The sequence below is a fragment of the Chryseobacterium sp. CFS2 genome (assembly GCF_036543225.1).
Lineage (GTDB): Bacteria > Bacteroidota > Bacteroidia > Flavobacteriales > Weeksellaceae > Chryseobacterium > Chryseobacterium culicis_A.
In genome coordinates, this window is record NZ_JAZHQU010000003.1 from 578,878 (window position 1) to 593,805 (window position 14,928).

The 14,928-nt window shown below is 37.1% G+C and carries 15 protein-coding genes; 8 read left to right on the forward strand and 7 right to left on the reverse strand.

The features are described from left to right. Positions 1-165: 165 nt before the first annotated feature. Entirely contained in the window at positions 166-606 is a 441-nt protein-coding gene (locus ODR02_RS09525; protein ID WP_309512278.1) for a lysozyme, read from the reverse strand. 427 nt (positions 607-1,033) lie between these two features. Between ODR02_RS09525 and ODR02_RS09530 the strand changes: the two genes are divergently transcribed. The 5 genes from ODR02_RS09530 to ODR02_RS09550 all read left to right on the forward strand — a co-directional run bounded on the left by ODR02_RS09530 (position 1,034) and on the right by ODR02_RS09550 (position 7,314). Then, positions 1,034-1,387: a hypothetical protein gene (locus tag ODR02_RS09530; protein WP_309512279.1), complete on the forward strand. Its 354-nt coding sequence runs from the start codon at positions 1,034-1,036 to the stop codon at positions 1,385-1,387. 132 nt (positions 1,388-1,519) lie between these two features. Then, on the forward strand, positions 1,520-3,829 hold the full coding sequence (locus ODR02_RS09535) for a TonB-dependent siderophore receptor (protein WP_309512280.1): 2,310 nt from the start codon (positions 1,520-1,522) through the stop codon (positions 3,827-3,829). 3 nt (positions 3,830-3,832) lie between these two features. Next, positions 3,833-5,278, forward strand: a complete 1,446-nt coding sequence (locus ODR02_RS09540; protein ID WP_209784713.1) for an ABC transporter permease — start codon at positions 3,833-3,835, stop codon at positions 5,276-5,278. Further along, positions 5,279-6,625 carry a DUF3526 domain-containing protein gene (locus ODR02_RS09545; RefSeq protein WP_309512281.1) on the forward strand — a complete coding sequence of 449 codons (1,347 nt, stop codon included), beginning with the start codon at positions 5,279-5,281 and terminating at the stop codon, positions 6,623-6,625. Continuing rightward, on the forward strand, positions 6,619-7,314 hold the full coding sequence (locus tag ODR02_RS09550) for an ABC transporter ATP-binding protein (RefSeq protein ID WP_105682558.1): 696 nt from the start codon (positions 6,619-6,621) through the stop codon (positions 7,312-7,314). Before ODR02_RS09545 ends, ODR02_RS09550 begins: the two co-directional genes overlap by 7 nt. Positions 7,315-7,386: 72 nt before the next feature. On the opposite strand, the gene ODR02_RS09555 is transcribed toward ODR02_RS09550, so the two are convergent. After that, positions 7,387-8,682 carry a cryptochrome/photolyase family protein gene (locus ODR02_RS09555; protein ID WP_309512282.1) on the reverse strand — a complete coding sequence of 432 codons (1,296 nt, stop codon included), beginning with the start codon at positions 8,680-8,682 and terminating at the stop codon, positions 7,387-7,389. A gap of 196 nt (positions 8,683-8,878) precedes the next feature. On the opposite strand from ODR02_RS09555, the gene ODR02_RS09560 reads away from it, so the two are divergent. After that, complete coding sequence (locus tag ODR02_RS09560; RefSeq protein WP_209784716.1) at positions 8,879-9,121, forward strand: hypothetical protein; 243 nt, start codon at positions 8,879-8,881, stop codon at positions 9,119-9,121. Between the two features lie 66 nt (positions 9,122-9,187). Here ODR02_RS09560 and ODR02_RS09565 read toward each other — a convergent pair whose 3' ends face one another. The 3 genes from ODR02_RS09565 to ODR02_RS09575 all read right to left on the reverse strand — a co-directional run bounded on the left by ODR02_RS09565 (position 9,188) and on the right by ODR02_RS09575 (position 11,384). Then, the gene (locus ODR02_RS09565) at positions 9,188-9,952 is read right to left on the reverse strand and encodes a hypothetical protein (protein ID WP_309512283.1); all 765 of its coding nucleotides are present in this window, start codon (positions 9,950-9,952) and stop codon (positions 9,188-9,190) included. A gap of 2 nt (positions 9,953-9,954) precedes the next feature. Continuing rightward, positions 9,955-10,443, reverse strand: a complete 489-nt coding sequence (locus ODR02_RS09570) for a MarR family winged helix-turn-helix transcriptional regulator (RefSeq protein WP_309512284.1) — start codon at positions 10,441-10,443, stop codon at positions 9,955-9,957. A 92-nt stretch (positions 10,444-10,535) separates the two neighbouring features. Beyond that, positions 10,536-11,384: an AraC family transcriptional regulator gene (locus ODR02_RS09575; protein ID WP_309512285.1), complete on the reverse strand. Its 849-nt coding sequence runs from the start codon at positions 11,382-11,384 to the stop codon at positions 10,536-10,538. A gap of 71 nt (positions 11,385-11,455) precedes the next feature. Between ODR02_RS09575 and ODR02_RS09580 the strand changes: the two genes are divergently transcribed. Both ODR02_RS09580 and ODR02_RS09585 read left to right on the forward strand, forming a co-directional pair. Beyond that, positions 11,456-12,832: an MFS transporter gene (locus ODR02_RS09580; protein ID WP_309512286.1), complete on the forward strand. Its 1,377-nt coding sequence runs from the start codon at positions 11,456-11,458 to the stop codon at positions 12,830-12,832. 39 nt (positions 12,833-12,871) lie between these two features. After that, positions 12,872-13,261 (forward strand): hypothetical protein, encoded by a 390-nt coding sequence (locus ODR02_RS09585; protein ID WP_309512287.1) that lies wholly within the window; start codon positions 12,872-12,874, stop codon positions 13,259-13,261. Positions 13,262-13,325: 64 nt separating this feature from the next. Here the strand turns inward: ODR02_RS09585 and ODR02_RS09590 are convergent, their stop codons facing one another. Both ODR02_RS09590 and ODR02_RS09595 read right to left on the reverse strand, forming a co-directional pair. Continuing rightward, positions 13,326-13,976 (reverse strand): HD domain-containing protein, encoded by a 651-nt coding sequence (locus tag ODR02_RS09590; RefSeq protein WP_105682565.1) that lies wholly within the window; start codon positions 13,974-13,976, stop codon positions 13,326-13,328. A gap of 91 nt (positions 13,977-14,067) precedes the next feature. Continuing rightward, positions 14,068-14,925: a helix-turn-helix domain-containing protein gene (locus ODR02_RS09595; RefSeq protein ID WP_309512288.1), complete on the reverse strand. Its 858-nt coding sequence runs from the start codon at positions 14,923-14,925 to the stop codon at positions 14,068-14,070. Positions 14,926-14,928 lie beyond the last annotated feature (3 nt).

Sequence of the window (14,928 nt, forward strand, 5' to 3'; positions counted from 1 at the left end):
TTCTAAAAGATTTAGATATTAAAATCAAAGAAAGTAAAATTCATGATAATAATCCAATTGAGTTTATTCATAGATAGTGTTTCTCTGTTATTATCATTATTTTATTACAATAGGAATTACGAACTTTATTGATAAACTATTCCCCACCTAATAGTGGGGAATTATTTATTTAGAAAAAAACAAATCAGCCTCCGCTTTTCTTCTCCGGATCAGCCCATTCAAAACTTTCCCTCCAGCAGTAATATATCGTTTTATAAACCAATCTTTAATTTCAGAATCCGCTGCTTTTCTATTAATTAAAGAAAACAAAGTGTCAGATCCTCCGGTATTGTAAGTGTGAGATACAAGAGCATCAAATTGATTCTGCGTTAAAGCGACTTTTACTTTTGAATTCACAATCTTTTCATAAGTTGGTAAGACTGCCGCAAATAATTCAGCGCCTTTTTCTTTTGTGATTTCAGGATCTTTCATGGTTACTTTCTTTCCTCCCGGATAGCAAGTGTTGCCATATCCTATTGTCGGAATTCCGGCAGAATCCAGATAGGGCTTAGCGCTGAAGCCTTCAAATGATACAATCAGATTGATTCCTTTTTGTGATGTTTTCATTTATTTAGTTTTTTTGTTCAGCAAAATTAAAATTGTAAATCCCAAAACAGTGAGGAAAAACACCCATTTTAATTCTGGTATTATAAATCTCTTTTTAAGTAGATTATAGCGAACATTTTGTTGAATTTGCTCAATATCTGAATGTATTGAGGCTGTAACTTATAAACTGAATATAAAAACAAAAAAACCTCCCGAATCACCGGAAGGTATACTGTAATTTGTCAGAAATATGAAATTTTCAATGCCCAAATATAATAAGTGTTTATATGCCGAAGTATGATCTGAATCATATCGCTGACAAAAACCATCATAGAGATTGTCATGGATCTGCGTATCCTTAAAATCAATATATGTTAGGAAAATAGTTGCTGCTTTTCACTCATCATTCCATTTATATCAAATTAAATTGTACATTTGCTTTTCTATTATGCAAAAATTTCTCAGAGTCTTTTTTGTTTTCGCTTTACTTCTGATATTTGTTTCGAATGTCAGCGGGGTAAATACATGTCTTGATCATGCTCAACACGCCAAGAGTAAAGTGATCTATAAAAAAGGTTCAAAAGAAGAGAAAATCCCTACTTTTTCCCAGGACGATGAATGTCAGTGTGCTCTACATATGCACATGAATAATATTCTTCTCCCTGAGCCTTTGAATATGGATTTTGCTATTGATACGACCAATGATAACGAAATGCCACAACCTAAAGCCATTTCATATCGTTGTCTTCTTGACTTCTTCAGCTCCAGAGCTCCCCCATCCGTATTTTTCGCGGTAGCTTAATATACGCTGCCTTCATTTCCCGTATACAGATTCTATAAGTCTGTACTGTTATTCCGTGGATACCTGTGTCTTCACATAATTAAGGATATCCTTTTATTAATGGGCATTTTCATCGCCCGTACATCCCTTTTCATGACTACCAATAATTGTAATTATTTGGGAATAATTCATTGTATTTCCCTGAATTCTGTGAAACTTTTCAGCGTAAGTTTCCTCACCTCATCATCATTTTTGTATGCCCAGTCGCATTCTGAAGATTCTTTATCTACAGTGGTACAAACTGTTGAGATCATCGGAAGAAAGTCTAAAGATTATACTTCCGACTACTCTTTTGCCGCCACTAAGATTGCTATGAAAAATAAAGATCTGCCTTTAACGCTTAATACCGTTACCAAAGAACTGATCACCGACCGCCAGGCCTTCCAGCTTGGAGATGTTATGAAAAATGTGAACGGAGTTTCTCCTTCCAGCTATTATAACCAATATAACATTCGGGGAATCAGCCAAAATGAAGAAGGACAGATCATCAATGGAATGCGGACAAGGCAATATTACTTTTTGCAGCCGATGACTTCCAATATAGAACGTGTAGAAATTTTCAAAGGTCCCGCAAGTATTACCATGTCCAGTGTGGATCCCGGAGGAACCATCAATATGGTCACGAAAAAAACCCTGTCTAATCCTCGCCATGAGATCAGTTTATCAGGAGGCAGCTTTGATACTTACCGTGTTACAACAGATCTTACAGGCCCTTTGAATAAGAGTAAGACCTTATTATATCGTTTTAACGGAGCTTACCAGAATGCCCATTCATTCAGGGATTATGTCAAGAACAGCGGTATTCTGATCTCTCCTTCAATCACCTTTGTTCCCAATGAAAAAACATCAGTGAATGTAGAAATGATTTTCAATGATCTTTATGGAAATCTGGACAGAGGTCAGCCTATTTTCGGGGCGGTTGCAGGAAAAACAGATTTATACAGTACTCCAAGAACATTAAACCTTGGAGCACCCGATGATTTCTTTAAAACCAGAGAACTTATTATAATGGGAAGTGTTGCCCATCATTTTAACCCATCCATCAGCTTCAACGCTTCTTATATGAAGCAATACTGGAGAGAAAACCTTCAGGAACACAGAACTACCAATTCTTTTGTTCCCGATATGGATAACAAACCGGTTTCCAGCCTTGCCATGATGCAGTTTGTACAAAGAAAACAAAATTGGGCAACAGACAATATTAATGCTTATTTTAATTTTAAATTCAAAACAGGTTCTGTTCAGCATCAGGCTTTAATTGGCTATGACAGTCAGATTTGGGAAAAACGTAAAGACGGGCAGCAGAATGCAGCAAGAGGTTTTCTTTTAAAGAATGGCTCTGTGGTTTCATCCTACAATCCTGCAAAAGCTTCAGAGTATCAGACTGTCAATTACAATGGAACACTCATTCCTAAACCGAATGTCACTCCGTTTGATCTGAACCCGGGAGCGGAAAATTATCAGGGTACGGATTTTAATACCCTTAATGTGATTACGCCTCTGCCTTCTGCTCTTACCACTACTCATGCGGCTTATATCCAGCATCTTTTTACCTGGAAAAAGTTTAAAATATTATCAGGGATACGCCATGAATGGTTTCAGGACATCACTAATTTCAAAGAATCCAACGAATCTTCATTTCAAAACAACAAACTTCTGTACAGGTTCGGTATTACCTACAGCATGACGGATAACATCAATCTGTATGGGACTTTCCTTACCGGATATCAACCTCAGTCCAATACGGTAACATTGATGCCTAATACCTCCGGTCTTACAGGGTCTGCTGCGAGATTTAAACCTTTAACCTCAGATCTTAAAGAACTGGGAATCAAAGCACAGCTTTTTGGCAGAATCTCTCTGAATCTTGCAGTGTATGAGATCAACCAAAGAAATCTTATCATCAATGCCAATAATCCTTCAGAACCTGATGAGCTTATACAGCGTGGTGCCGACCAAAGCCGCGGATTTGAAGCCGAGTTTTCCGGACATATTCTCCCTCAATGGCATATTTACGGAGGCTACAGCTATATTGATGCAAAAATATTGGATGATACCCATCTGGACCTTGTGGGAAAAAGAAAAGAAAATACTTCTAAAAATTCCGTCAATATCTGGACACGCTACAATTTTTCAAATATTGAACTGATAAAAGACTTTGGAATTGGAGCAGGAATGCTTTACCAGAGTTCTAAAGTTCCATGGTTCACAAGAAGTTTTGAACTTCCCGAATATACTACGATAGATACTGCATTGTATTACACTCCGGCAAAGACTGTTCAGCTCGCTTTTAATCTGAATAATATCACCAACAAAGTCTACTGGATCGGAGCTCAGAACTACCTAAGGCTATTTCCGGGAACTCCAAGAAATTATTTACTAACCGCTACTTACAAATTTTAATATATGGCAATTTCAAACTTACAATTGATGGTGAGAAAAACCTGGCAGGATTTGTTTAAAGGAAAACAAAGCCTCCTCACCATGATTACTGTCCTCCTATTCTGTCTGTTGAGCATCAGCATAGGATATGCAAAATACACTGATTCCTTTTCAAAAATAAAAGAATACCGGAAAGAAGTACGGGAAAGCTGGGAACACAGACCTGATAAGCATCCGCACCGTATGGCTCATTATGGCTATCTGGTTTTCAGAATTGGGCATCCTTTGAATATTTTTGACAATGGATTGGACGATTATCTCGGGAATGTCATATTCCTGGAAGCCCATAAACAGAATACAGCGAACCTTTCAGAAGCCGGAAGTTCAGGAACTTTGGTCAGATTTGGAGCTTTCAGCAGTGCTTTTATTCTGCAGAGCATTGTTCCTTTGATTATCCTTTTCTTAGGATTTGGATTAATTGTACAGGAACGTGAAAATGCCACATTAAAAATCATCAGCGTACAGGGAGCTTCAGGAAGAGATATTGTCTGGGGGAAAGTCATAGGACTGTGGCTTTTTTCTTTATGTTTCCTGATTCCGGTAATTCCTGTGGTTTTGGCAGCTACACTTCTGTCAGAAACTACTGATTCTGCTGATATTGTAATAAGGCTTGCATTGATATTGCCTGCTTATATGATCTATTATTTTTTTATCAGCGCTTTGACCATTATTGTTTCGGCGAACCATAAAAGTACTTCTTCAGCATTGATCAGCCTTATCGGTTTCTGGCTTCTTTTCATTATTGTTTTGCCTAAGGGAATTCAGTTTGCCGCCCAGAACCTTTATCCAGCACCTTCCCGTATTGCTTTTGAAACTACGCTGGAAAAGGATATTTTAAAATCAGGAGACAGCCACAATCCTGATGATCCGCATTTTAAGAAGATCAAAGATTCTTTATTGGCAAAGTATAAGGTAAAAACAACCAATGAACTTCCTTTCAACTATGGCGGATTCGTCATGAAGGAAGGGGAAAAAATAAGTTCACAGATTTATATCAGACATCAAAAAGAACTGCAGACCATTTATAACAAACAACAAAACCTTACTGATATTTCAGGATTGATTAATCCTGCCATTGCTATTAAAAACTTTTCCATGATTGCTACAGGTACGGATTTCTTCTCTTATACCCAATTTCAAAAACAGGCAGAAGAATACCGCTATCAGATGGCTCAGCATTTAAATGACCTGCAAATTGAACATATCAGCAATGTAAAGCCTGAAAATGGAGGGCCACCCGCTGTAATCGACAAAGACAACTGGGAAAAATTTCCGGATTTTGAATATCAATATACTCCTGTTTTGTACAGTCTGAAAGAACAGCCAATTCCTGCTGCTGCATTGGTTCTATGGCTGGCTGTATGTGTTATTGCAATTGAAATAAGTGGAAGAAAATTAAAACTCATCTAAATGAATCGTTATTTATATACTCAATTTTACCGTAACAAGGCTTATATCATTGCATTGTTGTTTTTATTCATGGCTGGGATCATGGCCATTTATACCGGAAAAAAATTTCTGGATCGGAACGAGGATATCATTTCCAAAAGTGAAACATTTCAAAAAGAAAGCATTCAACGGAATATAAAATTCCATAAAGATGATCTGGGACTGGTTCTTTACTACATCAAATTTAATTTAGTGAATGAAACTCCCAGAATTGCCGCTTTAAATATCGGAATGCGGGATTTAAACCCATCTATCCAGGGAGTGACCATCCGAAATCTGGAGGAACAACGCTACAATTCTGATTTTTATAATCCTGCCAATGCGGCTGTCGGAAATTTTGACTTTAGTTTTGTCATTGTTTTCCTTTTTCCTCTGGTGATTGTGGCGTTCTGTTATAATCTGATTTCTGAGGAAGAAGAAAGAGGAACCTGGAAATTGCTTTCGGTACAAAGCGGAAATTTACAAAAGCTTCTGGATCATAAGATGCTTATCCGTCTTTTGGCTGTTACTGCGGTATATCTGGCATTAATGATCATCGCCTCAGTTTGGATAAAAATACTTTTGGATCTGTATTATATTGCTTTTCTTATCAGCGGATGGCTTTATCTTCTGTTCTGGTTTGCCTTATGCAGGTGGGTTATTTCTTTCCGAAAATCATCAGCTCAGAATGCGTTAATCCTTCTGATCGTATGGGTGGGCATTAACTTTATTATTCCGATGAGCAGTAATATTCTGATACAAAAGATATACCCTGTTAACGAATCTCTTAAAGCAGTGATGGAACAGAGAGAAGGTTATCACAATAAATGGGATGAAGCTAAGCTCCCTACCATGGAAAAATTTTACAAAGCATATCCTCAATACAGAAATTTCACCGTAGAAGAAAATGATACGTTCACCTGGACATGGTATTACGCCATGCAGCATATGGGAGATCTTGAATCTGCAGCATCTTCTGAACAGTATACAGAAAAAATGCAAAAACGAAATCAGGCTGCAGTTTATTTAGGTTATTTCCTTCCCAATCTTCATACCCAGCTTGTAGAAAGCCGTCTGGCAAAAACGGATATGAATAATAATCTGCAGTATGCCTCTGCACTCAAAAAATTCCATGAGAAAAAACGATTGTACTTCTACCCTCTTATTTTTTCAGGACAGACGGCAGAACCTATCAACTGGGGACAGCAAACCATACAGGTTTACAAATTATCTGCACCTATCCAATGGATACAGATTCTTCTGCCATACCTCATCTTCATCACTCTATTCATTATCCTTTCACAATACAAATACAGAAAACTATGTTAAAAACGATCAACCTACATAAAAAATACAATGATTTTACAGCACTTCATTCTCTTAATCTGGAAGTAAAGAAAGGGGAAATCTTTGCGCTACTCGGGCAAAACGGAGCAGGTAAAAGTACAACCATCAATATTCTTCTTGGGCTTATTAAAGCCACTTCCGGAGATGCTTTCATTCATGATATTTCAGTAAAAGATCAGCCTCAGAAAATAAAAAAACATCTGGCATATATTCCTGAAACAGTGCTTTTATATCCTCATCTTACCGGATTGGAGAATCTCGATTTTTTCTCCAAAATTGCTGGATTTAATTATGAAAAAGAAGAGCTTTCCGCATTACTCATGCGTACAGGATTACAGGAGACAGCTCACCACAAAGCCCTGGGAGGATATTCAAAAGGGATGCGGCAAAAGGTAGGTATTGCTATTGCCCTTGCCAAAGATGCAAAAGTACTTCTTCTGGATGAGCCTACCAGCGGACTGGATCCAATAGCAACAGCCGAATTCACTGAAATTGTTCGCCAGCTGGGGAAAGAAGGCAGAACTATTTTAATGGCTACTCATGATATTTTCAATGCAGTAAGTGTAGCCACCAATATCGGAATTATGAAACAGGGAGAGCTGGTGCAAAATCTACCTTCCAAAGCTTTTACCGCTCAGGAATTACAGGAGCTGTATCTGAAAACGATTTAATTTTCATATTAAATATCAATTGGTTGATGCCCGGTGACGTTTTTGTTACCGGGCATTTTTGATATTGTCTATTTATGTTAATCCTTTTTTGTATTCGGATAAGGCTCTTTCACGGGCAAAAGTGTGTTCGACGATTGGGGAAGGATATGCTGAGGTATTCCATTCCGAAAGCCACTTTTTGATATACAATAAGTCTTTATCAAACTTTTCAACCTGAGCTGTCGGATTAAAAACCCTGAAATAAGGAGCCGCATCACAGCCGGAACCTGCTGCCCACTGCCAGTTTCCGTTGTTTGCAGACAAATCATAATCATTAAGTTTTAAAGCAAAATACGCTTCTCCCCAACGCCAGTCGATCAACAGATGTTTACATAAGAAACTCGCCACAATCATTCGTACACGGTTATGCATATAACCAGTCTGATTTAATTCTCTCATTCCGGCATCTACAATTGGGTAACCTGTAGTTCCTTCACACCAATGTTTAAATTCTTCTTCGTTATTCCGCCAGTTAATATTATCATACTGCTTTTTAAAAGACTGATGAACCACTTGCGGAAAATGATATAAAATCTGCATAAAAAACTCACGCCAGATCAATTCTGAAAGCCATACAGCATTATGTTTCAGGGCAAAGGCTACACATTTCCTGATGCTGATGGTGCCAAAACGTAAAGCAATTCCCAATTGGGTTGTATGTTGTAAGGCCGGATAGTCACGAAATTGATCATAATGATCTATAATTGAAGCATTCAGAACTGGATGGGTAAAATTAATTTCCGTTTTTGTGAAACCAATCTCCTTTAGGCTAAGAATGTCTGTATATTCCTGTGGGAAAAGGTTTTTAAAGTTGGGCTCTACAGATTTATAATGTTCAGAAGTTAAGGTTTCCCTCCATTTCTTTGCAAAAGGGGTGTAAACAGTATAGGGTGAGCCATCTTTTTTAATAATCTGATCCTTATCAAAAATTACCTGATCTTTATAGGCTTTGAAGGGAATATTCTTTTCCTTGAAAAAATAATAGACTTCCTTATCTCGTTCAATGGCCTGAGGTTCATAATCTCTGTTGCAAAAAACACCTTCAATAATATATTCTTCGCACAATTTTCTTAATATTTCTATAGGTTTGCCATAGTAAGTATTCACTTTTGAATGGTATTTTTCCAAGGAAATATTGATAGCCGTCAAAGCCTGGTGAATATAATCCACCCTGCGATCTTCTTTATCTTCCAGTTTTTCGAGAATATCAGTATCAAAGATAAATACAGGCATTACAGGAGCATCAGATTGGAGTGCATGGTGAAGTCCGATATTGTCTTCCAATCTCAAATCACGTCTGAACCAAAAGAGGGTGATTGTATTTTTCATCGAAGTTCTTTTCAATTTCATTGATCATTTCTGTTTTAGAATTGCTTTCGTAAATACGGATAAATATACAGATTTTAACCTATAAATAATTTTAGTGATTTGTATTATTTGGCTTTATCATTATAATTTGTATGATAATATGAATTAAAATTTTCCGACATTTGTCCGGATTTTAAATGAATAGAAACTTACAGTAATGGAAGAATTTGAAGTACCGGTAACTTATAAAGGTAAAGAACTGCTTTTCAACGGAAAGCTTGCAACATTTTCTTACGGATACAAATTATATGTGGATGTGGAGGGCACTGAAGTCGTTATTGAACGTGATGATCACGGTGATTTGCGGGCTCTTTTGCCGGATACTACTGCGGAAAAGTCTATAGATAAAGGACTTATTGAAGCCATTATTGAGGTATTTAAAGAACTTCAGGTTTTATAATTCGTATTCTGAATAAAAAAGAGACCTTTCAAAAGTCTCTTTTCATTCAAATATATTTTATTTTGTTTATTCAAACACAACATAGTTCACCTTATCTACACCCGTATTTCCGGTTTTCTCATGATAGGCATACAGGACGAGTTCATAATTTCCCGGAGAATTGATTAAATGACTTCCTTCAAACAGATTGGTTGATACCCAAGACATCTCTATATTCTTCACAAACTTTCCGTCTTTCTTAAGGATTCCTTTTACTTCAATTTCATTGGAATTCCATACTCCATCTTTATCAATGACACATCCGCACATCATGACAATATTAGCCTGGAACTGGAAAAGCTTATCTTTAATACTATTCAATGCGATATACTGATGGGTTCTGGGTTTCAGAATATCAATAATATATCCGGGAATTTCAAGGATTATTCCTTCTCCCAAAATATGTTTCCCGGGAATAAGCCATAGTTCTGTGCTTACAACGGCCTGAGCCTGTTTACTGTTCAGAGGGGAAATAACTTCTATATTCACAAATGTAGGTTCGTCAATATCCACAGCAGCCATAAAACCTCCCGTTTGTGCATCGACAATTGAGCTCCCTCTGGTTTTAGGCGTTTTCATAATCAGATCAGTATTCCCAGTGCTTCCGGTTGTATTTCCTTCTGCCAGAATTCTCTGATTAAGTTTATTTCTAATGATAACATGAGCTCCACCTAATGAAGTTCCGATAAATTTTGCATCTCTTGCCTTAGCTCTTATCATGATTTTTGTTTCTGTTGCAGAAATCATAAGATTGGAAAAAAGAAATGCTGTGATGAGAATGAATGCTTTCATGATTAAGTTGATTTTAAATATTCTTGTTTAAAACGATGATGAAAAGATTCGTTTTTAAGTTCCTGATCAATACCATCCAGATAAGTAAAAATTGCCAGATCTTCAGATAAAACCTTCAGGATTGCTTTTTCACAACTGTCCCAGATCTGCTCCAGCTGAGGAAGCTTTTCAATGGCTTTGGGAGACAATGAAATGATCTGCTTCCGTTTATCCACACTGTCTTTTCTGATCATGAGATAACCATTTTCATTCATTTTTTTAACGATCACCACAACGGACGGATGAGAATACCCTAGTGGTTCGGCAATATCAGTAATTGAAATTTCACCCTTCCTTTTCAGCAGCATAAACACCAGATACCAATTCGGTTCCACATCGATCCCAAATTCTTTATAAAATTTACGAACATCATGAGACATTCTGTCACTGATTCTTTTCAACCGACTATCGAAAGCCTTATACCCTAGTTCTCTAATAAAGTCAAAATCCATCTGAAATATATTTGCTATAAATATATAAAAATATAAAGTCAACTATATAGTTAACTTTATATTTTTTGTGAATTAAGAATTTAAGATAAAAGTTATTTGAAGTTTTTCCTGTATTCACCAGGCGTTACTCCTCTGTATTTTTTAAAAAGTTTGGAAAGATGGCTTTCATCACTGAACTGAAGTTCATAGGCAATTTCACTTAGACGGACACTGCTGTATTTCAAATAGGTTTCCACCAGCTTTAGTCTGTAATCCAACAGATAATCCTGATAGGAAGTCCCTGTTTGTTGTTTAAAATATTCTCCGAAATAATTCTCGGAAATTCCAAAATGTTCAGCAATCTTCTGAATTCCTGTTTTCTCACGATCCTTTATGTTCTGCTGAATATATGCGATGATCTTCATGATGGAAAAAGCTTTCCGGTTTTCCTGGAGATCAGAAGTTTCACTCTGAATAATATTCCTTGCAATCAGATTGAGAAGGATTGACATACAGTTGCGGATAATAAGATAATCATCTGCTTTATTGTTAAATTCATTGACGATCTGCAGAATAAGAGTTTCTGCAAAATGTTCATCGTTTTTATTTCTGAAAACACATCCTGCCCTTGCGTGATAATTATTACTGATATACTGCAGCTTATACAAATTCTCACAGCTTTCAATACGATCTGCTTCCAACCGGATTTTATCAATAAACTCAACCGGACACTGAATACTGATAAGCCGCGCAGCTTTGCTTTTAAAACGATACACTTCCTGCTCCGGAATAATGAAAAGCTTACCCTCAGAAAAATTAATATTCCGCTCATCATACATAAGCGTTCCTTCTCCTTTGACAATATAAACGAATGAAAGAAAAGTCTTTGTCCTGAACATCATCTCTTCTTCTTTCAGTTGTATCTCCCTTACTTCAATCCCTTCAAGATGCATTCCTTTCATGATACACTCAATTTTCCTCCAAAAGTACAATTTTAACAGGACACAAAGCGGGTAATTTTGCATAAAAAAATATGAACACATATCCGAAACGGTGGCAGGCACTCAATTTTCTGATCGCAGGAGCATTTCTTTCACCCCTGGATTATTTTATTGTTAATATGGCCTTACCTTCTATTAAAAAAGCCTTCAATGCCAGTGATCATGAGCTTCAAATGGTCATTGCCATTTATGGACTCACCTATGCTGCGCTTGTTGTTTGCGGTGGACGCCTAGGTGATATTTACGGACGTAAGAAGGTATTTATTTCGGGATTATATACTTTCCTTTTTTCATCCCTAGCCTGTGCTTTTTCTCCGGATGTTACAGGGCTCATTATCTTCAGAATGTTCCAGGGCGTGGGGGCATCACTGCTGGCTCCTCAGGTATTAGCTTCCATAAAAGATCTTTTCAGCAGTCAGGAACAACCTAAAGCTGTAAGTCTTTTCAGTTCTGTATTTGGTCTTGCATCAGTGGTTGGGCAATTGTTTGGCGGAGTTCTTTTAAGCATGCAATGGGGACATTTTTCCTGGGAAATGGTATTTCTTGTGAATGTACCTATTACCGTTATCTGTATTCTGGGAATTCATTTTACGATGGACGACCTTAATAAAAAGGAACAGACAGGTATTGATTTTATGGGAGCTTTATTGTTGATTCTGGCATTACTCATGCTCATCTGCCCTCTTATTTTCGGACAGAAATTCGAATGGGCATGGTGGATTTTCGGGGTTCTTCTTGCAGGAATTTTATTATTAATTTCATTTCTACGCTATGAGAAGAAACAACTGCAAAAAAACCGTCCGATACTTATAGATCCTGCATTGCTGCAACAGAAACCCTTTGCACTAAGCCTTCTGATTATTTTCTTTTACAATTTCACAGCAGGTTTATTTATTTGCTACCCTTATTATCTTCAGCAGTTTCTTCATCAAAACTCCATGCAGACAGGTCTGGCAATAGTTCCTTATGGACTTGCCTTTTTCCTGGGACCTCTGGTGACTTCAAAAATAAAACTGACAACTTACAAAATGATGTATACAGGATTGGGATTGTTGATGGCAGGCTTTGTGATAAGTGCAGCAGCATTTTATGTTCAGCAAAAACCATCTTTCATTACCCATATTACATTATTTATTGCAGGGTTTGGACATGGTACTATTATGCCGGTCATGATGCGGACAGCCATTTCATTGGTTTCTAAAGAAAAAGCCGGGCAGGCTTCAGGACTGATAAGCATAGGCATTCAGATTGGAAGTGTCACCGGAGGAGCTATCATTGGAACACTATTTTTTAATCTGATAAAAATTCTGGGATTCAATGAAGCATTTGTAGTCGCTATAGGAATGATTGGTGTTTTTCAACTCATTGGAATATGGGCAGGAAGCAGATTAAGGAAGATCATTGATTAAAAAGACCATTTAAAATCAAAAAATACTATACATTTAAATATGAACAATACAGAAAAAATCATTTGGGAAATAGAAGAATTCCATAAGAATATTGAAAAATGGTTTCAGGGAAAATCAGAACATCAGGAAAGTCTTTATAAAGCGTTATTATCCGGATTTTCACCGGATTTCAAAATGATCACTGGAAATGGAGACACTGTTACTTTATCCATGTTTGGAGACTGGCTTCCCACCGTATTTGGAAAATTTCCGGAACGTACTATTCAGGTTGAAAATATTGAAGTAAATCATTCCGGGCATCATGGCCTTGCCACTTATACTGAAACCCAGGTTACGGGCGAAATCACGACCAAAAGAGCTTCATCAGCCGTTTTTCTTTTGAATGAAGAAAAAGCACTTTGGCTCCACCTTATAGAGCATTGGATATAAACAACATTGATATATTGAAAGTCAACAGCCCGGATATATATGATATTCGGGCTGGCTGACAAGTTTATTCAGACCAAGGAGAATGCAAAATACAGTCACAGAAATTTTTCCTTTCAAAATTCGGGATCATGAAGGCACAGACATCTGCTTTTATATTTCCAAAAGTGGTTTCTGTTTTATGTTCAAAGCCTCCGAAAAAAGTGGGAATAATTTTCTTTTTAAAATCATTTCTCGGAAAAGCTTTTATAATCTCTTCACGATGTTCTGTACTCAGGTTTTCATACCCTTCTCCCATCACGTCCAGTCCTACTCCTGAATACATTAAGGCAACTTCATTCTCTTTATGTTCTGCAATACCGATGGTGGTGTGAAGAGCAATGGTATCCCAAACGAGCTGAAGTTTATCCTGAGCAATCCCATGTCCTTTCAAAAAGTCTCGTGCCGCATTGGCACCATCTACCTCAAACCTCAGATCAGGACTGCTGTAATGAGAAACAAGCCCCAGATCATGAAATACTGAGGCCACATACAACAGCTCAGAATCATGAACTTTGTTTTCACGTTTTGCATTTAATGAGGAAAACAGGAAAACTCGAAGAGAATGATTGTAGATAAATTCTGTTCCGTGTTCTAACAGAAGTTCTGTGGCTTCTGTTGCAATTTTACTGTCCGGGATCATAATTCCGGCTACTTCTTTCATACGATTTACTGACATATCTTTACTTAATTTTATCCAAAGGTATCATGATTACAGATGCCTGAGAATATCAATAAATACCGATGACATGTCAAAATTTCGATCCTGTTTACATTCCAATATGAATGAAATGACTGCGATAGTTTGCCGGAGATATTTCTGTATTTTTTTTAAAGAAATGACTGAACTGTTCCGATGTACTGAAATTAAGCTGATAGGCAATGTCTTTTACAGAATGAGCGCTGAACTGAAGGAGTCTTTTGGCTTCCGCAATAATCTGTCCGTTGATGATTTCTTTTGCACTTTTATGGCAACACCGCTTACACAGTTCACTAAGTCTTCTCGGGGTAATATTCAACAGCTCTGAATACTCACTGACTGCATGAAGACTGTGATACTGACTGCTCAGCAGATCCATAAACTTGCGGTAAATAATATAATCCTGGCTGTCAAAAGTTTCTTCCGATACAATTTTTACATTCGCCAGTTTTATCATAATGATTTTTAAATAGGCCGCCAGTACATCCATTTGGTTGGTATAAGCCTCCGTTTGGTATTCTGCCAGTAAATTTTTAAACAAGCTTACAAATTCATCTGTTTCAGCCTGATCCGGTTTCAGTTTTTGATTTGCAGCGGCATTATTAAACAGCACAGCCTTGCAATTGCTGGCACTGGAAGGTACTTTTTCCCAAAAACAGTCGCCAAAGGAAATATAATAACCACGGATATCCGTATTATTTTCAAACCTGCAGATCTGACCTTTAGACAGTAAAAAAATTTCCTGATCTTCTATATCAAAAGAATGTTCGTCCACGGTCAGAATTCCTCTACCCTTTTCGATCATCAAAATATGGTGATAATTAAGTCTCACAAAATCTCTTGAATACGGTATATCATCCTCCAGCCGTTTTACAGAAAAAGAATGATCAATAACAGATTCGGTTAAAATTGCTGAGACCGGTTTCATGAA